The organism is Pseudomonas monsensis, from assembly GCF_014268495.2.
GTDB classification, from domain to species: domain Bacteria; phylum Pseudomonadota; class Gammaproteobacteria; order Pseudomonadales; family Pseudomonadaceae; genus Aquipseudomonas; species Aquipseudomonas monsensis.
This window is the reverse complement of sequence record NZ_CP077087.1, coordinates 2,536,004-2,559,598: the sequence shown is the minus strand read 5'-3', so window position 1 is coordinate 2,559,598 and position 23,595 is coordinate 2,536,004. Positions and strand designations below refer to the sequence as shown.

General features: G+C 62.5%; 18 protein-coding genes. 6 read left to right on the top strand and 12 right to left on the bottom strand.

Annotated features, from left to right (window positions below; translation table 11 throughout):
- Positions 1–15: 15 nt before the first annotated feature.
- From HV782_RS11215 to HV782_RS11190, 6 genes are all read right to left on the bottom strand, one after another.
- A complete protein-coding gene (locus tag HV782_RS11215; protein WP_186747829.1) occupies positions 16–1,566 on the bottom strand; it encodes an ABC transporter substrate-binding protein in 1,551 nt (516 codons plus the stop codon).
- A gap of 9 nt (positions 1,567–1,575) precedes the next feature.
- Positions 1,576–2,196 carry an SCO family protein gene (locus HV782_RS11210; RefSeq protein WP_123463253.1) on the bottom strand — a complete coding sequence of 207 codons (621 nt, stop codon included), beginning with the start codon at positions 2,194–2,196 and terminating at the stop codon, positions 1,576–1,578.
- A complete protein-coding gene (locus HV782_RS11205) occupies positions 2,193–2,843 on the bottom strand; it encodes an SCO family protein (RefSeq protein WP_186747827.1) in 651 nt (216 codons plus the stop codon). The genes HV782_RS11210 and HV782_RS11205 overlap by 4 nt, the downstream gene beginning before the upstream one ends.
- 14 nt (positions 2,844–2,857) lie before the next feature.
- On the bottom strand, positions 2,858–4,780 hold the full coding sequence (locus HV782_RS11200) for a YncE family protein (RefSeq protein WP_186747825.1): 1,923 nt from the start codon (positions 4,778–4,780) through the stop codon (positions 2,858–2,860).
- A gap of 208 nt (positions 4,781–4,988) precedes the next feature.
- Positions 4,989–10,823, bottom strand: coding sequence for a manganese-oxidizing multicopper oxidase MnxG (gene mnxG, locus HV782_RS11195; protein WP_186747823.1), 5,835 nt, complete (start codon positions 10,821–10,823; stop codon positions 4,989–4,991).
- Positions 10,824–11,023: 200 nt separating this feature from the next.
- On the bottom strand, positions 11,024–11,632 hold the full coding sequence (locus tag HV782_RS11190) for a lytic transglycosylase domain-containing protein (RefSeq protein WP_186747821.1): 609 nt from the start codon (positions 11,630–11,632) through the stop codon (positions 11,024–11,026).
- 206 nt (positions 11,633–11,838) lie between these two features.
- On the opposite strand from HV782_RS11190, the gene gspG reads away from it, so the two are divergent.
- The 3 genes from gspG (at position 11,839) to HV782_RS11175 (ending at position 14,051) form a co-directional block, all read left to right on the top strand.
- Positions 11,839–12,267, top strand: a complete 429-nt coding sequence (gene gspG / locus HV782_RS11185) for a type II secretion system major pseudopilin GspG (protein WP_123463262.1) — start codon at positions 11,839–11,841, stop codon at positions 12,265–12,267.
- A gap of 14 nt (positions 12,268–12,281) precedes the next feature.
- Positions 12,282–13,469 (top strand): type II secretion system F family protein, encoded by a 1,188-nt coding sequence (locus tag HV782_RS11180; RefSeq protein WP_186747819.1) that lies wholly within the window; start codon positions 12,282–12,284, stop codon positions 13,467–13,469.
- A gap of 75 nt (positions 13,470–13,544) precedes the next feature.
- Positions 13,545–14,051 (top strand): hypothetical protein, encoded by a 507-nt coding sequence (locus tag HV782_RS11175; RefSeq protein WP_186747817.1) that lies wholly within the window; start codon positions 13,545–13,547, stop codon positions 14,049–14,051.
- A gap of 146 nt (positions 14,052–14,197) precedes the next feature.
- Here HV782_RS11175 and HV782_RS11170 read toward each other — a convergent pair whose 3' ends face one another.
- Positions 14,198–15,097 (bottom strand): LysR family transcriptional regulator, encoded by a 900-nt coding sequence (locus tag HV782_RS11170; protein ID WP_186747815.1) that lies wholly within the window; start codon positions 15,095–15,097, stop codon positions 14,198–14,200.
- Between the two features lie 161 nt (positions 15,098–15,258).
- Here HV782_RS11170 and HV782_RS11165 point away from each other — a divergent pair, with 161 nt between their 5' ends.
- Together HV782_RS11165 and HV782_RS11160 are read left to right on the top strand one after the other, a co-directional pair.
- Positions 15,259–16,278 carry an alpha/beta hydrolase gene (locus HV782_RS11165; RefSeq protein ID WP_186747813.1) on the top strand — a complete coding sequence of 340 codons (1,020 nt, stop codon included), beginning with the start codon at positions 15,259–15,261 and terminating at the stop codon, positions 16,276–16,278.
- Between the two features lie 191 nt (positions 16,279–16,469).
- A complete protein-coding gene (locus tag HV782_RS11160; RefSeq protein ID WP_186747811.1) occupies positions 16,470–17,897 on the top strand; it encodes a mechanosensitive ion channel family protein in 1,428 nt (475 codons plus the stop codon).
- 173 nt (positions 17,898–18,070) lie between these two features.
- On the opposite strand, the gene ycaC is transcribed toward HV782_RS11160, so the two are convergent.
- The 5 genes from ycaC to HV782_RS11135 all read right to left on the bottom strand — a co-directional run bounded on the left by ycaC (position 18,071) and on the right by HV782_RS11135 (position 22,847).
- On the bottom strand, positions 18,071–18,694 hold the full coding sequence (gene ycaC, locus HV782_RS11155; RefSeq protein WP_123463276.1) for an isochorismate family cysteine hydrolase YcaC: 624 nt from the start codon (positions 18,692–18,694) through the stop codon (positions 18,071–18,073).
- A 71-nt stretch (positions 18,695–18,765) separates the two neighbouring features.
- Positions 18,766–20,604 carry an amidohydrolase gene (locus tag HV782_RS11150; RefSeq protein ID WP_123463278.1) on the bottom strand — a complete coding sequence of 613 codons (1,839 nt, stop codon included), beginning with the start codon at positions 20,602–20,604 and terminating at the stop codon, positions 18,766–18,768.
- Positions 20,605–20,648: 44 nt separating this feature from the next.
- Complete coding sequence (locus tag HV782_RS11145; RefSeq protein ID WP_186747809.1) at positions 20,649–21,275, bottom strand: antibiotic biosynthesis monooxygenase; 627 nt, start codon at positions 21,273–21,275, stop codon at positions 20,649–20,651.
- Positions 21,268–21,684, bottom strand: a complete 417-nt coding sequence (locus HV782_RS11140; protein ID WP_123463282.1) for a DoxX family protein — start codon at positions 21,682–21,684, stop codon at positions 21,268–21,270. The genes HV782_RS11145 and HV782_RS11140 overlap by 8 nt, the downstream gene beginning before the upstream one ends.
- A gap of 239 nt (positions 21,685–21,923) precedes the next feature.
- Complete coding sequence (locus tag HV782_RS11135) at positions 21,924–22,847, bottom strand: LysR family transcriptional regulator (protein ID WP_186747806.1); 924 nt, start codon at positions 22,845–22,847, stop codon at positions 21,924–21,926.
- Positions 22,848–23,055: 208 nt separating this feature from the next.
- Between HV782_RS11135 and HV782_RS11130 the strand changes: the two genes are divergently transcribed.
- Complete coding sequence (locus tag HV782_RS11130) at positions 23,056–23,487, top strand: helix-turn-helix domain-containing protein (RefSeq protein ID WP_123463286.1); 432 nt, start codon at positions 23,056–23,058, stop codon at positions 23,485–23,487.
- Positions 23,488–23,595 lie beyond the last annotated feature (108 nt).

The window sequence follows — 23,595 nt, the reverse complement described above, 5'->3', positions numbered from 1 at the left end:
GATCGGGGCCTCCGTTCAGGGGCTGGCAACAATCGGTTTATAGGGCGCGACCAGATAGAAACGCTGATCGGGCAAATCCACGGTGACCACATGCGCGCCACTCAAGCCCAAGCGTCGACCGGGGCCGAAGCTCAGGCGCGGGGTCAGGCCGGTGTCGAAGTCGTGCAGGTCTTCCAGCGCCGCCACCAGTTTTTCCCGGCTGGCGTCGCGGCCGGCCTGCTTCATGCCTTCGCTGAGCAGCAGCATCGAGGTGTAAGCGCCGACTTGCAGCACCGCGTGCTGGGCGCCGAGGCCCTGGCCTTCACGCAGTAACGTCAGGGCCATGCGCCCGGCCTGGGTCCAGTCGCTGGGCACAAACGGATAGGCGAGGAACACCCGTCGGGTGAAGCCGTCGGGAACTTGCAGCAGATCGCCGGCCACCTGGCTGGAGGCGGCAAACAGATAAGGCACTTGCCCGGCGCTTTGCAGCCTCGTGGCCAGACGACTGAAACCGCCGCCATTGCCCAGATAGAACACCGAGCGCGAACCCAGCGGTAGCGCATCTGCAGCTTGGTCGTAGGCTTGCAGATGGACTTTTTGCCAGCCGTGATCCTGCAAATACTGGCCAAGGTTTTGCGCGGCCAGCGTTTGTGCAGGGTCATCGGGATAAGCAATCAGCGTCGGCCCTTGCAGCACACGCAGGCTTGCCGTGGCGTAGTCGGCCAGCGCGATCAACTGTTCAGGCAATCCCGGCAAGGGTTCGAAAATCTGCGGACTGGCCTGCAGGGTGCCGAGGATCGACATCGGCCCGATCAGCGGCACGCCGGCCTGTTCCAGGCGCAGCCCCAAGTCACTGTCGAGGGCCGGCGCCAGCGGCGCGATCAACGCGAACACCTGTTCCTGCTCGATCAACTGTTGCAGAGCCTGCTCGGCACTGGCGCGGTCCGGACCGGGATCGATCACCGTCAGGCGCAGTTGCCGCCCATGTATGCCGCCGGCTTGATTGATCTGCGCCACACTGCCATTGAGTACCGCCGCCACCGTCGCGCCCTCCTCGGCCAGCGGCCCTTGGCTGGGCAGCAAGGTGCCCAGATGCAAGGTCTCGGCATCGAGGCCGGGATCGCGCTCATCGGCGAGGCGTTTGAGATAGGCGGTGAGGTTGTGCTGATCCTTCATCGACAGCAGAAAGCGCGGCATGCTCGGGTCGAGACGATTGTGGCCGGGGTCGCGGCCCTGCTCGATAGCCGTGGCAAGACTGCTCTCGCTGTAGGCCGGATAACTGCGGCCGTTGACCTGTTGCTGGCCATACGTGCTGGTCAGTCGCGCCCAGTTCAACTCGGGGGGACGCACGCCGCCTTCAGGCCGACCGAGGCCATCGGCACCGTGGCAATTGGCGCACGGCAAGCTGGTCGCCGGCAGCAGCACGTCCGCCGCGCCAACCCGTGCCATGATCGCTTCGCCACTGGCCGACAGGCCTTGACGATAAAGACGCTTGCCCGCCGCCTCTTCCGGTGTCAACGGCGCAGCGCTCGCGCCAAGGCTGAGGCCAGCGAGCAGGATCAGGGCGAGGACGCGGCTCAGGTTCATGGCGCGGACTCAGCGGCCAGCCACGGGCATTGTCAGCAACTGCAAACGCTGGGCAATGGCGGCGGCCGGGGCGTCGGGACGGATTTTGCTCCAGCGTTTATTGGCGACATCGCCGACGATCAGCTGCGTGGAGTGTTGCTCGGGCGTCGGCACGATCTGGCCGATGCGGCTCAATACCAGGTCCATCTGCGCTTTGTCGCCAGTAAGAAAAAGCCAATGAGGGTCATCGGAACCCTGCTTCAAGGTGTAAGCCTTGAGCACCGCCGGCGTGTCGCGCAGCGGGTCACTGGTAAGGGAAATGAAGGTGATGTCCGAGGCCTTGTCACCGAGCAGCTCGCGGACTTCCTTGAGCTTTTGGGTGATCAGCGGACATGCGTCATTGCAACTGGTGAAGATCACGTTAAGCAGGACGATGCGGTTTTGCAGCGCATCGCTATAGAAGCGCAGGGTCTCGCCGTTCTGATCCTGCAACGGCGTGTCGGTGAACCAGGTTTTCGCGTCGTGGGTGCCTGTCGCCGGCGCGGCGGCAACCGCCGCTGGTGCCTCAGGGGCATGGCCTTCGTGGGCAAACGCCACGGTGCTGAAGATCCAGAAGCACACGGTCAGGGAGATCCAGTCGAGCAGTCTCATGGCTGTTGCTCCATGGCGATGGCGGTGTGTTTGGCGTGGGTGCGCAAGCCGCTGAGTTTTTCCACTTCCTTAGCCAGCAGCGCCGGATCGGTGAAGCCGTAGTAGCGCATCCAGTGGCGGCTGTTGCCGTCGCCGACGAGGATCAGCGGTTGATGGCTCTTCAGGTCGCCGCTGAAACTGCCGAGGCCCTTGAGGGTTTCATTGATCGACTGCGGCGAGCCGGTCAGCCAGCTCCAGCCCGGGCCGCGCTGGAAGGTGCGCGCATAATCCTGCAGGCGTTTCGGGTCGTCGCGCTGCGGGTCGATGCTGATCGACACCAGTTGCACTTCTTCGCCGACCCGCGCACCGAGTTGTTTCTGCACCTTGCCCATGATCGACGAGACCACCGGGCACACCGTGGTGCAACTGGTGTAGATGAAGCTCATGACGACGATTTTGCCCTGCACCAGGTCTTGTTCAAGGCGCACGGTTTTGCCGTTCTGGTCGAGCAGCGGCACGTTGGCGAACTTCACCTGAGCGTGTTCCTGAGTATTGCTGGCCGGGACCTTGTGCCCGGCGTGTTCGTCCGCAGAATGGGCTTGGACTTGTTGGAGACCGAGGCTCAACAGACACAAGGTCAGCAGGCCACTGGATGCAAATCGGTTCATGTCGAAACTCCTCTTCAACGGGCCAGGCCGGGAGCTACCCGAACACTGGCAAAGGTCTTGTCATCGAAACCGGCGCCCAGCGACTCCGCACGCACATGCAGGTACCAGGCGCCGCTGCGGTCGAGGGTGATTGGCGCTTCATACACGCCGTCGGCGACTTCCAGCGCCGTCACTTCACGCGGGTGCGAGGTGGGTGCGAGGTAGTAGCGCAGTTGCACGTCTTTCACACCGCTGCGCTGGGTCTTGTCTTTGCCCTGAACGATGCGGAAACGCACGACGTAGGGGTCGTTGAGCGCCACGGCAGTCTTGTCGAGAAGGAATTCGACTTTCGGCTGGCCGAGGTGTTTTTTTGCGGTGCCATCGGCGTCGATCTGCGCGGTGAAACAGTGAATGATGTTCGGCTGGTTGAGCAGGAATGCCACATCGAAGCGCCCTGCCGCCGGCAATTTCACCCGCGCGCTGTAGAGGCCCGGCGAGACTTCGCGCAGGCTGCGGTCGATGACCATGGCGGCGCGGGCGATCTGGCCACGGTTGGGGTAACCGGACATCGGCGCGTTCATGCCTTCGGCGTAAAAGTAGGTGGTGTTGTCGACCGGGTTGACCACGAACACCGCGTTGTCGTCGCGTGACACCGCCAGGCTTGAGGCCAGCGGCAAATCCCCGGCCATACGCGGTGGTTGCGGGCCGGCTTCGAAGCTTTGGCTGATCGGCTGGCGGCCTTCGCCGAGGGACGACAGGTTGATCATGGTGACTTTCGGCGAGGCGAGCCCGCGGATGTAGGCGTAGGCCTGGGTGAACACCACTTGGTAGGGCTCGGCGGAAACGTCCAGATCATGGATGGCGCTGTTGGTCGCGGCGTCGATGACCGTGGCGCGGTTTTCCACGGTGTTGAGCACCACGCCGAAGCGGCCGTCAGCGCTGAAGCCCATGGGGCCGAGGCCTTGTTGCAAGTTGATCACCCGGCGGATGGCGTGGGTGCTGGCGTCGATCACAGTCACGGTGCCGTCCTTGCCATCGGCCACATACACCGCGCCGGACAGCGCTGAATAGGCGACTGACAGCGGATGCGAGCCGGTTTTGATCTGCTGGACGATGTTCAGGCTGGCGATGTCGACCACGCTGACGGTGCCGTCGTCGCGGTTACTGACGAAGGCGAAACGGCTGTCCTTGCTGAAGCTGATTTCGTGGTGGCCGCGCCCGGTCTGCAAGTGTTTGAGGGGTTTGAGGCTTTGGCTGTCGATCACCGTGACGCCGGAGCCTTCGGCTTTGCTGGCGTTGTTGCCGACCCACAGCAGGCGTTCATCCGGTTGCAGTGCCACGCGTACCGGTTGGCTGCCAGCGGCGATTGAGTCGAGGACTTTGAATTGCTCGCTGTCGATGACAGCCACTTCTCCGGCCATCGGCATCGAGACGAATACGCGCTTGTTGTCTTTGGGGGTGACCCAGTCCATCGGCGGTTGCTTGAGCTCGATCCGCGCCAGGGTGCTGGTGATGCCGCCGACCGACACCGACGGATCGACCACAGCGATGCTGGCGTCGCGGTTCATCACCAGCAGGAAATAGCTGTTGAGGTCGAGCAACGGCCGCGCGCCGATGTTGGACTTGAGGAACACCCCGACCCGGGCTTTGCAGCTCTGGTCGCGGCCCTGGGCTTGATCGGCGGCGAGGGTTTGCGGATCGACCCAGGCTCCCGGCGCTACCCCGGACAACGGCTGGCCGGAAGCGCTGTCGGTGACGCGGAACTGCACATCGGCGAATTCGCCTTCGCGCAGCTTGCCGTCGGCGGCCAGTGGCTTGAGGTTGAAATCCACCGCCACGCCGTCACGGTTCAGCGTCTGACCCGTCCCGGTTTGCGCCAGCGCAATCTCACTCAGCGTCAGCAACGCCCCGGCCATGGCCAGCGTGCAAATACCGATGATGTTGATGATCCTGTTCATCCAGCACTCCCCTACACATTCAGTCCAAACGACGCGGTCCCTGTGGGAGCGAGCTTGCTCGCGAAGGCGTCTTCCGCTGCACCCTTGAATTCGGGTTGCTCCCATTCGCGAGCAAGCTCGCTCCCACAAGGGATTTGCATCCGTCCCACTCCCTCACTGCCACCACTGCCCACAAGGGATTTGCATCCACTGGGACATTGCCGTTCTGCTACTGCCCCTGCGGCGCCGGTTCCGGTTCGTTGGTCACCCGCAGCAAGCCCCATAACCCGGAGGTGTTGCCGTAAGCGGCGTAGTCGCGGAACAGGTAATCCCCCGGTATCGCATTGCTGCCACCAGCGCTCGGAATCATGAAGCTGAAGTGCGCGGCCGGCAGGATGCTCTCGTGGGCGCCGATGTACATCGACATCGGGTTGTAGCCGAAGCGCACCGAGCCCACGCCCGGCGAGCCCATCGGATACCCCCCGGTGTCGCTCTTCTCGGCCTGGAACGGGTTCACCGACCAGACATGCCCGTCGAGCTGGAACGTGGTGCCGCGACTGCCACCGCTTGGCATCAGAATGTGCGTACGGAATGGCTGTCCGGGTTTGGCATACAGCACCGGCGTCTGCGGATCGCCACCGATCAGCGCATTGCTGTAAGCCATGTGCGCATTGCTCATGTCGCCGTAACCCGCGCCATCGGCATGCCCGAACGGTGCATCCGGAGCGAGGCCGAAGCGATACCACAGCGGCTCGGTCTTGTAGTTGATCGCCATGCTCGAGTTGTCCTGCGGATCGGTCGGCACGCCAAAGCCCTCAGCGGCAATCCCTTCCACCGGCCGGCCATTGGCCCAACGGGTGTTCAACGCCTTGTGCCAGACCATCGCAAAATCGCGGTAGCTGGTTTGCCCAGGCGCCGTGACCGTGGCGTTGACCTTGCGCGCATCGTCGACCCAGGTCGCGCCGATCGGCAGGATGCTCATTGCTCCACCAAGGCCTTTTTGCGGCTGCTTGATCACGTCCGCCGGGGTGAAATTCAAGCCGCCGAACTCCACCGCTGTGGCGTTGATGTTGTCGACGCTGCGGCCCAGTTGCGTCACCGGTTTGCCCTCACGCTCCAGATGCCCGGCGTAGTACTGATAGGTCCGGGTCGGGTACGCGCCGCTGTTGCCGACACGCGGTGGCACGGTCTGGATCGGATTGGCGCCGACGTTGGCGCCGTCGGATTTGGTGATGTCGTAGGCCAGCAGTTGCGCGTGCAGACCGACGTGGCTGGACGGCCGCATCAGGTTGTTGCTGAAGGTGGTCGAGCCCAGACCGCTGTTGCGATCACGCTTGACCATGCCTTGCATCACTGCGGTTTGAGTCAGATCCGGCATCACGCTCGGCAGACGGTTTTCCAGGGTGATGTTGATGCAATCCCCCGCCGCTGCGCGCAGCACCAGCGGTTCGACCGGGATGCCGGGTTTGAGCTTGCCGCTCACCGGATCCAGATCGGATTTGCGCACATACAGAATCGCGGTCGGATCATGTAGCGGCCCGCTCTGCCCGCCGATGGTGATGGTTTCGCCATCCTCCGGATCGGTCACGGTGACTTGTGGAATGCTCACCGTGCGCGAGTTCAGCACCAGGGTGCCGCCCGCTGGATTGAGCGGCCCGCCGACATGCTGGCCGAGCCCTTCGGGATCGCCGATGGTCAGGCCCAGCGCATTGCCGAGGATGTCATTGGCCAGCGCCGCGACCACCTCATAGTTGCGCTGCACCGTTGGCCGGGTGCCAATACCGTTAGGGTTGGCGCCATAGCGCGGGCAACTGCCCTCGAATGCGACGGTGTTACGCATGCCTGCCGGATTCGGGTTGTTGGGGATGGCGAACAAGTCGCTGCGTTTGGCGGTGTAGTTGCGCATCACGCCCCAGATACCGCTCCAGTAGCCTTCGATCGAAGCGTCCATCGAGTACAGATAGTCGCCCGTGGTCGCCGCCGAACTGGAGAGCATCGACACCGGCGCAATGAAGCCCATCTGCTCGGAGATGCCGATCATCTGCGACGCACGCCAGCCGGAGTTGGAGCTGTTGCCGAACCCGGAACCGCTCTGCAGCCATTTCACCCCGTGCAAGGTGACGTTGTGCTCTTCCTCATGGCCACCGGCATGCACCCGCAGCCGCACGTTGTCGCCGGTGTAAGTACGCAGCATTGGCGTGAACGGATCACCCGGCTCGCCGCCGCCCTTGTTGATGTGCGGCGGAAACAGCGTGGTGCCACCGGTGGGGCCGGTCGCCGAGGTGAGCAGATTCGGCGCCAGGTTCATCGCCGGAATCGCCCGGTCGGTACGGCTTTGCATGGCGAACGCCAGATCACCGCCAAGGCCGTCGGCCTGCATGCCGCGCTTGCCGTCCGGGCCGACCTTGTTCGGGTCGTACACGCGCAGGGCCAGCGGTTCGTTGCGATAGTTGACGACGAACATGCCCGGATCATCCACCGAAATCGCCTGCGGGCATGGCCGGCTCGGGCACCCCGGAACCTGACCGCCCTGCACCTCCAGCACCCCTTCAAGCAAGTTGCTGGCGTTGTTGCGCACCGGCGGGTTGATCGCGTAGCGGAAGCTGTCGGCGGTGGCCGGGAACGCCTGCGCATTCGGCACGCCGTTGGGACCGGCGCCCACATAGACGCCGGCCTCATAGGCGTGCTGGAAGTCGCTGTATTCGAGGAAGAACTCGCGGAAGCTGTCGTTCTTGCCATCGCCGTCGAGGTCGCCGGTGTTGATCACCGCTTGCCACGACGTCGGCCCGCCGTCCTGGCGCGCGCCGCTATAGAGAGGCTCGCCGGTTTCGGCGTGGAACCAGGTGGAACCGGCCGGTTCGGCCAACACGGTGGCGTACAGACCGATCTGCTGGTGCGTCGATGGGCCTAAGTGGTCGTGGGTGAAGATCGTGCCGAGGCCGCGGTCGACGCCTTTGGCGTTGACCACCGGATCGACGAACCAGCGCTGCATCGCCGTGCGCGCACCCAGCCAGTCGGCGCGGCCGTACTGGCCGAAGAACGGATGGTTCCTGGCTTTCGGGCAGGCCTGAGTGCCGTCACGCGGATCAGTACCGGCGCACTGGTTGAACTCGCGGATCGCGTGAATGCGCTCCTGCACAGCGCCGGGCGAGAGCACGCCGTCCTCGTAATTCCAGCCGTTGGAAGAGCCGTCCGCCGAGGTCAGATCCCACTTCGGCAGGTGAATGTGCTGGCCGATCACATCGGTCGGCGTGCGCACCTGATAATCGTCCATCTCGTAAGTGGCCGGCACCAGGTTGGTTTGCTGGTATTGCACGCAATCGAAGGTGTTCATGCGCATCACCAGCGGCTCTGGCGGACGCTGCTTGGTGATCACCGGCCAGGCGTCTTCCCACAGCGCCAGAATGCGCGCCTGCGGAAAGTGATAACCGACTTTGTTGTACACCGCATCAAACTGGATGTTGGCGGCTTTGTAGATCCGTGGGCGGTCGGCGGTGAAGGTCGAGGCGCCGACAAAGGACATGCCGTCGATGCGCTCACCGCTGGCGAACTCGCCGCTGCCGGCATTGCTGGTCAGGCGTTTTTGCCGATCGTCCATGCACGGTTCGTAGTACGGCGCGCCGGCCATCGGCAAGGCACCGTTGGTGCGGAACGCCTTGGCCACCACTTGATTGCCGGGCAGCAGGGCGTAGCTTGGGTGATCTTTTTTTGCGTGGAAGGCCATCGCCGCCTGTTCGACTTCGGTGCCTTCTTCGGGCAGGTAAATCGGTTTGGCGCGGGTGACTTCCTTGGAGAAGTCCAGCGAAGTGGTCACGGTGTGTGCCTCGCCACCGGCCGCGACGCCATCGAGTGCGTGCCGCTGCAAGCCGCCATCCCAACCGCCGGACTGCGCCGGGTCAAGGTTGGCCCACAGCGCTTTGCCGCTGGCCTTGAGCGATTGCGCGGTGGCCGCGTCGAGCATGTCCAGTGGCGGCGTTGGCGGACGTTGGCCGACCGAACTTTCCATGCCGCCGATCCAGAACGGGTAGCCAGGGTTTTTCAGGCTGCCGTCGGCATTGCGGTTGGCTTCGCTGCGATCGACCAGCGCCAGTGAGCCGATGGCCTGACCACCCGCGTTGCCGCCATGGTGTTCACCGTCATCATCGCCCTCTTCTTCGTCATCCTCGTCATCATGGCCGGCGACCAGGGTTTCACCGATTTTCGGCACCACCACGACTTTGCCAGGCATCGGCGCCATGGCTTTGCCGGGCAGCGGCACAATCGCCGGAATGGGTGTGCCGGCAACGATCTCGCCGTCCGGTAAGGCGCGTGCGCCGGCCGCCGGTTTGCCGCTGCGCAAGGCAAACGGTTCGCTGTGGTAGCCGTCGGCGCCCTGCTGCGAAACATCAAGTCGAGTGCCCTCTTCGAACACATCGTGCACCCGCCACATGGCCCACATGCCTTGGGCGAAGTGCGGATAGAAATGGCAGTGATAGATTGCGTCGCCGGCCACGCGGTTGCGGTTGCCCGATCCACCGTTGGCGATTTCATAGGTGTAGCCGGCGCCCGGACCGATGCCTTGGGCGTCGACGTAATCGGAGTTGTCATCGTTGGGGTTGAACAGCCACTGATGGCCGTGCAGGTGGAAGATGTGCTGCTCGTGGCCATTATGGGTGTTGCGGAATTTGACGAAGTCACCGATGTAGCTGTGGTTGACGTTCGACGGCTCCGACGGATACAGGGCCATGGTCGCTTTCACACCGATCTGATCGGCGCGGGGTGTCTGGCCCGGGGCGATGTTCTCCAGCCCGGTGTTGGCCGGCACGTCCACCAGCATCGCCACATCGCCAACCGTGTGCGAGCTGAGGAAGAATTCTTCATAGGCGCACGACAGGCAGTCGTGCATCGGCCCCACGCCCAAACGGTTGGCGACCACTTCGGCGCCCATGCCGCCGGAGCCGTAGTTGATCATGAACGAGTCGCGGGTCGGCTCCAGCACATGGGCCATCACCGGATCGGCCCAATATGCAGGGAACGCTTGAGTCGCGGCGGTTTCGTCCTGGAACTGCGAGGCAAAATCGCGGAACGGTTCCAAGCGGTTGGGGATCGCCGGGTTGCGTTTGCCCATCGTTTCCAGCGGATAGGTGCTGGACGGGAAACTGCCATCGGCGTTGCTGCCCATGACAATCGCATCGCTTTCGCTGGAAATGATTTCATTGCCGTCGACCATGCCGATGATCGGCGTGCCGGCCTTGCCTTCGCGTAACCAAGGTTCGCGCTGCGGGTAGCGCGCCTGGTAATCGACAATGGGTTGGCCGGTGGGTGCGCGGCCAGTCGTGGCCAGGCGCATTTCTTCTTCGGTGAGGGTATTGCGATAAGTGCGACCGCCCTTGGGTAGCACGACGACCTGGCCGAACAGACCGTTGGCAACGTTGCCGGCCGCGCCCTCGCCGCCAAACGTCGCGCCACGGCTGCTGACGGCAAACGCGCCTTCACGTTCGGCGAACAAGGTGTAACTGCGGCTCGCGCCCGGAGGCACCAGGCTGTTGGCGTTACGCCCGGTGAACGAAGAAATGTCATCGATGCTGTTCACCGCTTGCAGGCCGTTGACCTGGAAACCGACGTGACGATCGGCGACCTGCTCGTCGACTTTGAAGTCTTCGGCGCCGTTGGCGTTTTCGACGCCCTCTGCTTCGCCCTCGTTTTCAAAGTGCTTGTTCGGGTTGGCCTGATAGTCGAGCAGGTTCTGCAGATTGATCGTCAGGCAATCGCCGGCGGCCACGCGCAACACCAACGGCCGCGGACGCTTGTCCGGGCGTAGCGAAACTTTACCCGGCACCGCAGCGCCACCGTAAGCCAGTGACTGCTCATGTTCATCGACCACATCGCGGCGCAGGGCGAACATCATGCCGTTGATGTTCTGCGCACCGAGGCGGTTGAACATCAGCGGTTGATCGAAGGCGACGACGTTGGCCACCAGATTGCGCTCGCAACGCACGGCCGCGCCGGCCAGTTCGACGCTGAGCATCGAGGCCAGGATCAGCAGCCAGTTGAACAGAGACGGAGCGTGATGAATGCCAACCATGATCAGTAACCTCGTAGTGGGTGCTCTCGCGAACACTTCTCGACAAATGCCCTGGAGCAATCCGCGTGCCACAAAAAATCTCATTACTGTTCAATCAGTTACCGCGACCACTTGAGAATCCGGGGGATATTCCCCACCGCTTTCCCCCACTTTTCGGGTCTATCCGGTTTGCCCCGAAAGTGGGGAAAACCGGGTTGGGCTCACAACGGCGCATCCATGGCCAGGCCCTGCAAACGCCGGTACTGGCGCAACACGTTCGGCACGTAGCGCTGGGTTTCGGCGAACGGCGGAATCACCCGGCCACGGCTGAGCACCGCGTCCGGCCCGGCGTTGTAAGCCGCCACGGCAAGGGCGATGTCGTTGTCGAACAGGGTCATCAGACGCTTGAGGTATCTGGCCCCGCCCTGGATGTTGGCCTTGGGGTCGTAGACGTCAGTGACGCCCAGCTCGCGCGCGGTGTCGGGCATCAACTGCATCAGCCCGCCCGCGCCTTTGGCTGAGGTCGCGCCGGGGTTGTAGTGGGATTCTGCGTTGATCACCGCGTGCAACAGCGCTTCGGGTAATTGATTGACCTTGGCCGCCGCCGACACCAGTTCCGCGTAAGGCTGGTTGGCGATCATTTGCGGCTGCTGATCAAGGCTGGCCACTGCGGCGTCAGCCTCGTGAATCACCCGTTCGTAGATGCGTCCGGGCCGGTGCACGTTGGACAGCACGTAGCTGCCCTTGGCGTCCACCGAGATGAACACATCGGCTTGCGCGGCGCCGCTGAGCAGCACACAGCCGAGCAATCCGCTGGCAAGAAATTTCATGTCGGGCCTCCCCGGATCGACCCCGATAAATTGGGGGAAATGCCCCAATGGCCGATCACGTTTGAGCCATACGCAAGCACTGTGCCGACTCTTGAAATGCCCGGTTTACAAGGGTTTTAGCCAATCAGGTGGTTTTCAGGGGGGGCTGAGCATGGCAATTGCATAAGCCGTTCAGGCGACACGGCTGCCACTCACGGGAGGTCATCATGAAGCTGCAATATCGTCCGCGTGGCCAACGCGGTTTTACCCTGCTCGAATTGCTCGTGGTGCTGGTGGTGCTCGGCCTGTTGGCCGGGATCGTCGCGCCGAAATACTTCGCCCAACTCGGTCGCTCGGAAGTGAAAGTGGCCAAGGCGCAGATCGAAGGGCTGAGCAAAGCGCTGGATATCTATCGACTGGAGGTCGGTCACTACCCGTCCACCGAACAGGGCTTGCAGGCCTTGGTCACCGCACCGAGTGACGAGGCGAAATGGACCGGCCCGTATTTGCAGAAAAAACTGCCGCAGGACCCGTGGGGACGTAATTACACCTACCGCTATCCCGGCGAAAACAGCGAGTACGACCTGCTCTCGATGGGCAAGGACGGCCAGCCCGGCGGCGAAGGTGAAAACGCCGAAGTGACCAATTGGCAGTGAACGGAGCGCGGCCCATGCGATTTCATGTGAAAGCGGTTGGCAAGGCGGGCGTGGTGTCGTTGAGCGTGGAAGCGCCGGGTGACAGCGAGGCGCGGCGGATCGCCGAGGACCAGGGTTTGCGTGTGCTCAGCTCGCACGCCGACAAGCATTGGCGCTCGCTGAAACTGCGTCAGCGCGAGACCTTCAACCTGGTGCTGTTCAGCCAGGAGCTGACCACCCTGCTCAATGCTGGCCTACCGCTGATCGATGCGCTGGAAAGCCTCGCCGAAAAAGAAACCGCCCCCGCCGCCCGCAAAACCTTGAGTGAGCTGGTGCGCCTGCTGTACGAGGGCAAATCCTTCTCGCAGGCGTTGGGCCAGTTGTCGGCGGTGTTCCCGCCGCTGTACGTGGCGCTGGTACAGTCCAGCGAGAAGACCGGCGCGGTCGGCGATGCGCTGGGTCGTTACGTCAGTTACCGCCAGCGCATGGACGAGGTGCGCCAGAAGATCATCAGCGCCTCGATCTACCCGATGTTGTTGCTGATAGTCGGCGGTGGCGTGGTGCTGTTCTTGATGGGGTACGTGGTGCCGCGTTTCAGTCTGGTGTTTGAAGGGCTGGGGAATAACCTGCCGTGGCTGTCGCAGGTGCTGATGAGCAGCGGCATGTTTTTGCATGCGCATCAGGCCGAGTTCTTCGGCGGGCTGGCAGCGCTGGTCATCGCCCTTGCCGTGCTGCAAAAACAACCGGCGTTTCGCCGCGGGCTGGACCGGCTGGTGGAGAAACTGCCGGCCGTGCATCAACGGATTTTCATGTATGAACTGGCACGCTTTTATCGTTCGCTGGGGATTCTGTTGCAGGGCGGGATTCCGCTGGTGACCGCCATGAGCATGGTGCGCGGCTTGCTCACCGTGGCGTCGCGGGTGCGCCTGGATCAGGCCTGCGAACGGGTGCGCGAGGGGCAATCGCTGTCCACCGCGCTGGAGCTCAATCACCTGGTGACACCGGTGTCCCTGCGCCTGCTGCGCGCCGGCGAACAGTCCGGCAACCTCGGGCAGATGATGGAGCGCAGCGCCGATTTCTACGACGAGGAAATCAGCCGCTGGCTGGAGTGGTTCGTGAAGTTGTTCGAACCGCTGCTGATGACCTTCATCGGCCTGTTGATCGGGGTCATCGTGATCCTGATGTACATCCCGATTTTCGAACTGGCTTCGAGTATTCACTGACCATGGGAACGGGTCGGATCTCGGTACCCACGCACTACCACGTTCCCAAACAAGACCACAAAGACGGAGAACGATATGCACATTAAAAAGCTCGTGCTCGCAATGGCCATCGGCGCAGTTCTGTCAGCGTCTACGGTGCTGATTCCGGAGGGTTTGTCGGGAGTTTCCACGGCTCATGCCAAGGATGGGGGTAGCGGTGGTGGTGGAGGTAGTGGAGGTGGAGGTAGTGGCGGAAGTGGTGGAGGTGGTGGTGGTCATGGCGGCAACGGCGGCGGTAGCGGTGGTGGAAGCGGCGGCGGTGGCAATGGCGGCGGTGGCAGTCACGGCGGTGGCAACAGCGGCAGCGGTGGCGGTGGCGGCGGCAACAGTGGCCACAGCGGCAGCGACCACGGCTCAGGACACTCGGGCAGCAGCGCCTCTTCGGGCCGCAGCGGCACTCACGCCGAAGCGGGGGATGATCATGGCGTCCACCGCGCCGGTGAAGTCGGTGATGATCGTGGCGTGCATGCTGCGGGCGAAGTCGGCGATGATCGTGGCGTACATGTCGGCGGCGAGCCGGGCGATGACAAGCGCGCCAACTGATTTTTAGAAACACCACAAAACCTGTGGGAGCTGGCTCGCCAGCGATGAGGCCCGGTCAGACAAAGCTGTATTGCCTGACACACCGCCATCGCTGGCAAGCCAGCTCCCACAGAATTTTGCAGTGTTTGAAAAATCCACTACAGGGCTCAGAGGGCGACGTGGCTCTCGTTCAACCGTTCGCGCAAAAACTCCACCAATGCCTGCACCGGCCGCGAAGCCTGGCGATGCTGCGGATACACCGCCGATAACGTCAGCGGCTCTGGGCGCAAGTCATCCAGCACCGGCACCAAGCGGCCATCCTTCAGCGCCGCACCCACGATGAACGTCGGCAGATAGGTAATGCCCAACCCCTGCACCGCCGCATCACGCAGCAACTCGCCGTTGTTCACGCGCATACGCCCGGTGACATTCACCAGCAACGGTTTGCCCTGCCCTGCGTTGAAGCGCCACTGCACCGAACGACCGTGGCCATAAGGCAGGCAGTCGTGGCTGTGCAGCTCTTCCGGCTTGAGCGGCGTGCCGCGTTCTGCAAGGTAGGCCGGGCTGGCGCAATACACGCGCTCAATGGAGGCGATGCGCCGGGCGATCAGCGTCGAGTCTTCCAGCACGCCGATGCGCAGCGCCAGGTCATAACCTTCACCGAGCAGGTCCACTGGCCGATCGCTCAGATCCACCTCCACCGTGACCTCGCGATAGCGCTGCAGAAACATCGGCAGCAGGCACCCCAAATGCGCCACGGCAAACGACAGCGGCGCACTCAGGCGAATCGTTCCGCGTGGCTCGGCGGTCTGCCCGGCAATGCCCTGCTCCACTTGTTCAACTTCGCTCAACAGCCGTAGCGCCGATTCGTAATAGCTCTGGCCCAGCGGCGTCACGTCCAGGCGCCGGGTCGATCTGTTCAACAGCCGCACCCCGAGGCGCTCTTCCAGTTGCATCAAGCGGCGGCTGACGAACTGCTTGGACAGCCCCAACTGCTCGGCTGCTGCGGTGAAGCTGCCGGAGTCCATGACCTGGCAAAAAATACGCATGTCTTCGAACGGGTTCATTGTCACTTCCTGGTGGACAGTTAAACGCTTTATAGCCGCTTTTTCACTTTTCGACAGCTCATTAATCTGTGCTTACGGTGTTGCTGAGGCCTGAACCCCAGCGCCACAGCAGCCCGCAACCCAGGCAAACAACTCAAAACATCGTCAAAAGGATTTCCACCATGAACATCGTCAAGAAAACCCTGACCGCCTCCCTCCTCGCCCTGTCCATCGGCAACGCATTCGCCGCCGAAAGCAGCGGTGTCGAACACAACACCCAAGCATTCCTCAACGCCCTCGCCACCGACGGTGGCAAACCGCTGGAGCAACTGAGCCCGAAAGACGCCCGTGCGGTGCTGACCGGTGCCCAGGCTTCGGTGAAGGTGGACCTCTCCGGGGTTGAGGTCAGCGACAAGGCGATCAAGGTCGATGGCCAGACCATCAACCTGAAAGTGGTACGCCCGGCCAAGGTCAAAGGCGAGCTGCCGGTGTTCATGTTCTTCCACGGTGGCGGCTGGGTACTGGGCGATTTCCCGACCCACCAGCGCCTGATCCGTGATCTGGTGGTGGGTTCCGGTGCCGTGGCGGTGTATGTCGATTACACGCCGTCGCCGGAAGCGCAGTACCCGACTGCGATCAACCAGGCTTACGCCGCGACGAAATGGGTCGCCGAGCATGGCAAAGACATCGGTGTCGACGGCAAGCGCCTGGCAGTGGCCGGCAACAGCGTCGGCGGCAACATGGCGGCGGTCGTGGCCTTGATGGCCAAGGAACAGAAAACCCCGGCGTTGCGCTTCCAGTTGCTGATGTGGCCGGTGACCAACGCACAGTTCGACGACGGCTCGTACCAGCAGTTCGCCGAAGGCCACTTCCTCACCAAAGGCATGATGCAGTGGTTCTGGGACAACTACACCACCAACCCGGCCGAGCGTGCGCAGATCCACGCCTCGCCGCTGAACGCCAGCGCCGAACAACTCAAAGGCCTGCCCGCCGCGCTGGTGCAGACCGCCGAGTTCGACGTGTTGCGCGATGAAGGCGAAGGCTATGCACGGCACCTGGATGCGGCCGGTGTACCGGTGACCTCGGTGCGCTACAACGGGATGATTCATGACTTTGGCTTGCTCAACCCGCTGAGTCAGATTCCGGAAGTGAAGGCGGCCGTGCGGCAGGCGGCGGCTGAGCTGAAGACTCATTTGAACTGAACCCGATCTCTCGCCACACCCAAAACTGTGGCGAGGGGATTTATCCCCGATGGACTGCGCAGCAGTCCCCTGCTTCTTCTGGATAAGAGCGGGGTCGCTTCGCAACCCATCGGGGATAGATCCCCTCGCCACAAAAACCTGTTCAACACCAAAAAAATCTTCACTGAATTCGTGCAGCTCCGGAGATTGCCATGTCCTTCCTCCTCACTCACCTGCTGTCTCTGAGTGCCCTCCTGCTGGTGCTCGACGCGCTGCTCTGGCACTTCTCGCCCTTCACTCATCGCGCCCCGAGAGTCGGTGTGCGGCTGGTGCTGTTTCTGACGTTTACCGCGCTGGTGATTAACGCCGGCGTCAGTCCGTTGCAGGCACCGCTGTTGGCCGATGATCGCGTGGCGCAACTGGGCGCGACGGCGCTGGGGATTGTCTGGTGGCTGTACGCTGCGCGGGTGCTGACCGAAGTGATCGGTCTGGTGCTGATGCGGCGCATCGGTCACAGCGGTCGGTTGTTGCAGGACGTGATCGGCGCACTGGTATTCCTGGCGGCGATCGTCGCGGCCGCCGGTTATGTGCTGGAGTTGCCAGTCAAAGGTTTGCTGGCGACCTCCGGGGTGGTGGCGATCGTCGTCGGTCTGGCGCTGCAAAGCACCTTGAGCGACGTGTTCTCGGGGATCGTGCTCAACACCACCAAACCCTATCAGGTGGACGATTTCGTGGTGATCGACGGCGTCGAGGGCAAGGTGCTCGACATCGACTGGCGCGCCACGCACCTGCTGACCAGCACCGGCACCCTGGCCGTGGTGCCGAATTCGGTGGCGGCCAAGGCGAAGATCGTCAATCTCAGTCGCCCGACCAACCTGCACGGTGTCTCGATCAGCATCAAGGTGCCGAACCATATTCGCCCCCGGCGCGTGCTCGACGCCCTCGACCGCACCCTGCAAGGCAGCAGCAGCCTGCTGTTGAATCCACCGCCCAAAGCCGTGTTGAAAGAAGCCGGTGAAGAGATGTCGGAATACGTCGCCAGCGGCTTCATCAGTGAGCTGGGCAAGAAAAGCGAGGTACGCAATCAACTGTTCGACCTCGCCCACCGTCATCTCGAAGCCGCAGGTATTTCCCGGCATCCCGATGGCGTGATCGAGCCCTCGACCCGCGCCCGGGCACTGCTCGATGAAGTGAAAGTCTTCCGTTCGTTGAGCCATGAGGAACGCGATCGCCTCGCCGAGTCGATGGTCGCGCAACAGTACGCAGCCGGTCAGGTGGTGCTGGGGCTGGATGAAGTGCCCGACAGTCTGTTTGTCATCGCCACCGGTGTGGTCAGTGCGACCGTGCCCGATGGCACCGGCCAGACCGAAGCCGGACGCATGGGGCCGAGCGAGGTCATGGGTGAACAGAGCATCCTCGCCGATACGCCTTCGCAAGCCACGTTCACGGCGTTGACGTCGAGCATCATCTATCGCCTCGACAAGAACCTCACCCGTCAGTGCATGGAACAGCGCACAGAGGTGAGTCGGGCGTTGAATAAATTGCAGGCGGTGCGGCAGCAGAACAGTCGCCTCGCGTTGATGGCCAAACCGGTAGCGGTGAGGAAAGGTGGTTTTTTGGGATGGTTGCAGAAGCGCTGATGAGGGGATTTTAAGATCAAAAGTCTCCCCCCTCCCCCCAACCCTCTCCCCCAAGGGGACATGGGGGAAAGGGAGCCGATCGCCGGGCATTTCAAGACCGGAGTTCGGCTCGGTATTGCAGGTCGGCGTAGCTCGAACACGGCCCTCTCCCTTTGGGAGAGGGCCAGGGGCTTTTATTTGGCAGTGAACTTGGTGTAGCTGTTGATCAGGTTGCGATAGTTCGGCAGGCGTTCCGACAGCAGATGCGCCAGGCCTTCCATGTCGTTGCGCCAGTCGCCCTGCAGCTCGCACGCCACCGAGAACCAGTTCAGCAGGTGGGCACCGGCGGCCGACATCCGCGCCCAGGCCGCTTGTTGCACGGTGGTGTTGAAGGTGCCGGACGAGTCGGTGACCACGAACACTTCATAACCTTCAGCGATGGCCGACAGGGTCGGGAACGCTACGCAGACGTCAGTCACTACACCGGCGATGATCAGTTGCTTGCGGCCGGTGGCCTTGATCGCCTTGACGAAATCTTCGTTGTCCCAGGCATTGATCTGGCCAGGACGCTGAATGAACGGCGCGTCCGGGAACTGCTCGCGCAATTCCGGTACGAGCGGGCCGTTCGGACCGGCATCGAAACTGGTGGTGAGGATGGTCGGCAGCTTGAAGAACTTGGCGATATCGCCCAGCGCCAAGACGTTGTTCTTGAATTCGTTCGGCGAGAAATCCTGCACCAGCGAGATCAGACCGGTCTGGTGATCGACCAACAGCACAACCGCATCATCTTTGTTCAGACGTGTGTAAGGAACGCTCATGGGAAAACTCCTGGGTGGGTGGATATTGCGTAAAGCGCCGTACCGCGTGGCCGGCGCTTTTGTTGTCGGGATCAGAAGGCGAAACAGGAACAGCCGAAGGCGCCCCAGAAACCGGCAAAGTCGCTGACCGGCGCGTTCGACAGCCGCGCCTTTTCATGGCTGTGCGAGTGCACTGCACAGGCGCCAACGCACTGATGCACTTGCGCCTGCAGCGGCGAATTCGGCCGCCAGTGGCCCGGGACTTTCACCACTGGCGACCAGTCCGGCAGAACCGGAATCGAGCGTGGGCCGAGGTCTTCGAAGTCACCGGCGGCATAGACGATCTTGCCGCCGACCACGGTCAGTACCGACTCGATCCACTTGATCGCTTCTTCTTCGACGTGGAAGAAATCCGCGCTCAGTGCCGCGAGATCCGCCAGTTGCCCGACCTTGATCTGGCCCTTCTTGCCTTGCTCGGACGAGAACCAGGCGCTGCCGTGGGTGAACAGTTCCAGCGCGGTGGTGCGTGGCAAACCTTCTTCGTACAGCGCCAGACCACCGACGGTACGACCGCTGACCATCCAGTACAGCGAGGTCCACGGGTTGTAGCTGGACACCCGCGTGGCATCGGTGCCAGCGCCCACCGGCACGCCTTCGGCGAGCATGCGCTTGATCGGCGGCGTGGCCTCGGCTGCCTGTTTACCGTAACGATCGACGAAGTATTCGCCCTGGAACGCCATGCGATCCTGAATCGCAATGCCGCCGCCCAGCGCCCTCACCCGCTCGATGTTTTGCGGGGTGATGGTTTCGGCGTGGTCGAAGAACCACGGCAGACCGTTGAACGGAATGTCGCGATTGACCTTCTCGAACACGTCGAGCATGCGGCTGATCGATTCGTTGTAAGTGGCGTGCAGACGGAACGGCCAGCGCTGTTCGACCAGGTGGCGCACCACCGGCTCCAGTTCCTGTTCCATGGTCTGCGGTAAATCCGGGCGCGGTTCGAGGAAGTCCTCGAAGTCCGCCGCCGAGAACACCAGCATTTCACCGGCACCGTTGTGACGCAGGTAATCGTCGCCCTGATGCAGGGTGACGCTGCCGGTCCAGTTCTGGAAATCGCTCAGTTCTTCTTTGGGTTTCTGGGTAAACAGGTTGTAGGCGATGCGTACGGTCAACTGGTCCTCCTTGGCCAGTTGCTCGATCACCTGATAGTCATCCGGATAGTTCTGGAAACCACCGCCGGCATCAATCGCGCTGGTCAGACCAAGGCGATTGAGTTCGCGCATGAACTGACGGGTCGAGTTGACCTGATACTCCAGCGGCAGCTTCGGCCCCTTGGCCAGCGTCGAGTACAGGATCATCGCGTTCGGCCGTGCGACCAGCATGCCGGTCGGGTTGCCGTTGGCATCCCGGACGATCTCGCCACCCGGCGGGTTCGGCGTGTCACGGGTGTAACCGGCCACCCGCAGTGCGGCACGGTTAAGCAGCGCGCGGTCGTACAGGTGCAGCACGAACACCGGGGTGTCCGGCGCCGCCTGATTGAGCTCTTCGAGGGTCGGCATGCGTTTTTCGGCGAACTGGAATTCGTTCCAGCCACCGACCACACGCACCCATTGCGGGGTCGGCGTGCGGTCGGCCTGTTCCTTGAGCATGCGCAGTGCATCGGCCAGCGACGGCACGCCTTCCCAGCGCAGTTCGAGGTTGTAGTTCAGACCGCCACGGATCAGGTGCAGGTGCGAGTCATTGAGGCCGGGAATGACGCAGCGGCCGTGCATGTCGATCACTTGCGTGGCCGAACCGCGCAGGGCCATGGCCTGGGCGTCGTTGCCGACGACAACAAAACGGCCGTCCTTGATCGCCACGGCGCTTGCCAGTGGTTTGGTACGGTCTACGGTATGAAATTGGCCATTGAACAGAATCAGGTCGGCGTTCATCGCAGTTCCTCAGACAAAGTGAAAGGGAGCGAAACCTCGGCGTTTCAGCGCGCCTGAGGTTTTTGAGAATCAAGGTGCTCATGGGCCTGACTCGCTTCGAGCCAAGGCGCAAACAATCGCGTGACGCGAGGCATGAATACGTACACCACCGACAGCACGATGGTCAGGGTGATCAGGAACGTGGCGACCACGTAGTTGGAAAGAATGGGATGCAGCGCCAGCAACGGCCCCCAGATCAGCGGCACCAGCAAGGTGTGCGGCAGAATCACCAGCAGCGTGATCACTGCCTGCTTCCAGCGCGGCGGTGGCGAGGCGGCGTCGGCCAGTGGCGCGAACCAGAATTCGTTGATCGGCGCCACTTCGGTCTGGTCGCCATAGGCGAGCATCGGCGCGGCTTCGGCGACCAGTGCCTGACGCTGCGGCGACTCCAGCCACCCTTGCATCGCTTCGGTAGATCTGAAACGCAGCACGCAGGTGTAGAAGTCGAGACGGCCGCGCTTGCCACGCACCACGTCCACGCCCAGATGGCCTTCACGCTGCCCCGCCACGCGCACGATATTGCGCAGCCAGGCTTCATAGGCCGACTCGAAACCGGCCTTGACCTGATGCTTGATGATCAAGGTGACCGTTTCGTCTGCCCCCGGTGCTTTTTGACTAAGGACTTCAGGCATAACGCAGTACTCCGGGCAAGCGAACATTGAGCGCCAGCCGTCCCGGCCCGGCGATAAACACAGTGGCAAACAGGATCAACAGCAACCAGCCGAACTGCCCCTCGGCCACACTCCATTGCGGGTGCACGAGCAACAACGCCACCAGCAGCACAAACAGAATAGGCAAGCAGGCCAAACGCGCCAGCACCCCGGCGACGATCAGTAGCGGACAGAGCACTTCGGCGAAGATCGCCAGCATCAGGGTGAGGTGGGCGCCGAGGTGGAACGGGTCTTCGATCAGTTGCAGTTGGGCCGTGAAGTCCAGCAGCTTGGGCAAACCGTGCACCCACAGCAGAAACAACCCGCCACTGACCCGCAGAAACAGCAAACCGACGTCCTGCGCTCGTTCATCGCGTTGTGAAACGTTCATGACCCGACCCTTGAAATGTCATTGGCTGGAATCATGCCAATGATGGTCGGGGGGAAATTGGATAGGTGTGCTCTCTTCTGCGATCAACCTGGTTGCCGAGAACGCCGAAGAACTCTGTGGGCGCTGGCTTGCCAGCGATAGCGGAGTGTCATTCAACAGAAATGTCGACTGACCTGACGCCTTCGCGGGCAGGCTCACTCCCACAGGGGGCTGTGTGGCAGTGAGATCTGCGCAGGGATTTAAATCGCTGGAATATTCAACGGCGCGGCCATGAACTGGCTGATCCGCGAGCGCAACCAACGCTCTGCCGGATCGTTGTCATGCACCCCGCTCCAGGCCATCGACAATTGCGCGGCATCAATCGGGAACGGCGGGTCTTCAGCGCGCAAGGCACAGCCCTCAACCAACGCGCACGCCGCGTAATCCGGCACGGTGGCGATCATTTCGGTGCCGGCGAGCAACGCCCGCAAGCCGCTGAATTGCGGCACGCCAAGGACCACACGGCGGGTGCGGCCGAGCTTGGCCAGATCCAGATCGATATTGCCGCTCAGGTCGCCGGAAAACGACACCATCGCATGCGGCCGCTCGCAGTATTCGTCCAGCGTCAGTGGCCCGGGCCGGTTATCGCCACGCAGCACCTTGCAGGGAATGTCGCGCAGCTTTTTGCGTTTGGCGTTGGCCGGCAGATCGGTGGTGTAACTGACGCCAACGGAAATTTCCCCGGAGGCCAATAACGCCGGCATCAACAGGTAATTGGCACGGCGCACCACCACGACGATACCCGGTGCATCTTCCTGCAACTGGCGCAGCAAGGGCGGAAACAGACCGAACTCGGCGTCGTCCGACAGGCCGATGCGAAACACCTCGCAACTGCTCGCCGGGTCGAACTCCTTGGCCCGGCTGACCGCGCCGGAGATCACGTCCATCGCCGGTTGCAACTCCTTGAGAATCGCCAGTGCGCGGGCGGTCGGCTCCATCGCGCGGCCGTTGCGCAACAGCAACGGATCATCGAACAGATCGCGCAAGCGGCCCAGCGCCGCGCTCACGGCGGGCTGGCCCATGAACAGTTTTTCGGCGACGCGGGTCAGGTTCTTTTCGAACATCAACGCTTCGAAAATCACCAACAGGTTCATGTCGACGCGGCGCAGATCATTACGGTTCATGGGCGCTTTCCTTCTATGGCCAATCAGACGCAAGTGCAGCGCACTTTACGCGATCAACGGTGGTTTGAGCCCGAAGTTGTTCAGCAAATTAACAACGATTAACTCGTCAGCCCCAAGGCTCGGCCCAACAATGAATGCCTCTGCGCAGCGTTGTTTTTTGACTTGAGGGAACGCCGTCGTGCCTTCCCCACCGACACGGACACTGGCCATGGCTCACTCGCAACCCACCGTCGCCCTCGCCCCTGCCAGTCAATCGCGCAAAAGCGGGATTGGCGGACTCAGCCCGCAACGTGAACGACACGTCAAACAACTGATTCTCGAGCGTCTGGGCGAAAGCCTGGAAGTCGCCGAACTGGCCCGTGCCTGTGCGCTGTCGCGCAGCCACTTCTCCCGCGCCTTCAAATGCAGCACGGGGTTTTCGCCACAAGACTGGATCCGTAGCCAGCGCCTGGCCCGGGCCAAGTTGCTGATCCAGCACACCGACCTGAGCCTGACGCAAATCAGCCTGGAATGCGGCTTCTGTGACCAGGCACACTTCTGTCACATGTTCACCCGCAGCGAAGGGATCAATCCGTTTGCCTGGCGCTGTCAGGTCATGCGGGACGTGCAAAACAGCCGAACAAAACCCGGTCGATTTTGAGCGTTGCAACACCCACCGTTGCGCGATCGCTCAAACCTGAGGATTATGCCCGGACACCCCGGAATAGAAGCCTGTGCGCTGCTGTCCCGACCGTCCGCCGCAACCCCG

Bases quoted from the DNA above. Each gene is read 5' to 3' on its own strand.
- HV782_RS11205 (WP_186747827.1), bottom strand. From the start codon at position 2,843: ATGAACCGATTTGCATCCAGTGGCCTGCTGACCTTGTGTCTGTTGAGC.
- HV782_RS11130 (WP_123463286.1), top strand. From the start codon at position 23,056: ATGGCTCACTCGCAACCCACCGTCGCCCTCGCCCCTGCCAGTCAATCG.
- mnxG (WP_186747823.1), bottom strand. From the start codon at position 10,823: ATGGTTGGCATTCATCACGCTCCGTCTCTGTTCAACTGGCTGCTGATC.
- HV782_RS11135 (WP_186747806.1), bottom strand. From the start codon at position 22,847: ATGAACCGTAATGATCTGCGCCGCGTCGACATGAACCTGTTGGTGATT.
- HV782_RS11150 (WP_123463278.1), bottom strand. From the start codon at position 20,604: ATGAACGCCGACCTGATTCTGTTCAATGGCCAATTTCATACCGTAGAC.
- HV782_RS11165 (WP_186747813.1), top strand. From the start codon at position 15,259: ATGAACATCGTCAAGAAAACCCTGACCGCCTCCCTCCTCGCCCTGTCC.
- HV782_RS11200 (WP_186747825.1), bottom strand. From the start codon at position 4,780: ATGAACAGGATCATCAACATCATCGGTATTTGCACGCTGGCCATGGCC.
- HV782_RS11190 (WP_186747821.1), bottom strand. From the start codon at position 11,632: ATGAAATTTCTTGCCAGCGGATTGCTCGGCTGTGTGCTGCTCAGCGGC.
- HV782_RS11180 (WP_186747819.1), top strand. From the start codon at position 12,282: ATGCGATTTCATGTGAAAGCGGTTGGCAAGGCGGGCGTGGTGTCGTTG.
- HV782_RS11160 (WP_186747811.1), top strand. From the start codon at position 16,470: ATGTCCTTCCTCCTCACTCACCTGCTGTCTCTGAGTGCCCTCCTGCTG.
- HV782_RS11145 (WP_186747809.1), bottom strand. From the start codon at position 21,275: ATGCCTGAAGTCCTTAGTCAAAAAGCACCGGGGGCAGACGAAACGGTC.
- gspG (WP_123463262.1), top strand. From the start codon at position 11,839: ATGAAGCTGCAATATCGTCCGCGTGGCCAACGCGGTTTTACCCTGCTC.
- HV782_RS11215 (WP_186747829.1), bottom strand. From the start codon at position 1,566: ATGAACCTGAGCCGCGTCCTCGCCCTGATCCTGCTCGCTGGCCTCAGC.
- HV782_RS11170 (WP_186747815.1), bottom strand. From the start codon at position 15,097: ATGAACCCGTTCGAAGACATGCGTATTTTTTGCCAGGTCATGGACTCC.
- ycaC (WP_123463276.1), bottom strand. From the start codon at position 18,694: ATGAGCGTTCCTTACACACGTCTGAACAAAGATGATGCGGTTGTGCTG.
- HV782_RS11175 (WP_186747817.1), top strand. From the start codon at position 13,545: ATGCACATTAAAAAGCTCGTGCTCGCAATGGCCATCGGCGCAGTTCTG.
- HV782_RS11140 (WP_123463282.1), bottom strand. From the start codon at position 21,684: ATGAACGTTTCACAACGCGATGAACGAGCGCAGGACGTCGGTTTGCTG.
- HV782_RS11210 (WP_123463253.1), bottom strand. From the start codon at position 2,196: ATGAGACTGCTCGACTGGATCTCCCTGACCGTGTGCTTCTGGATCTTC.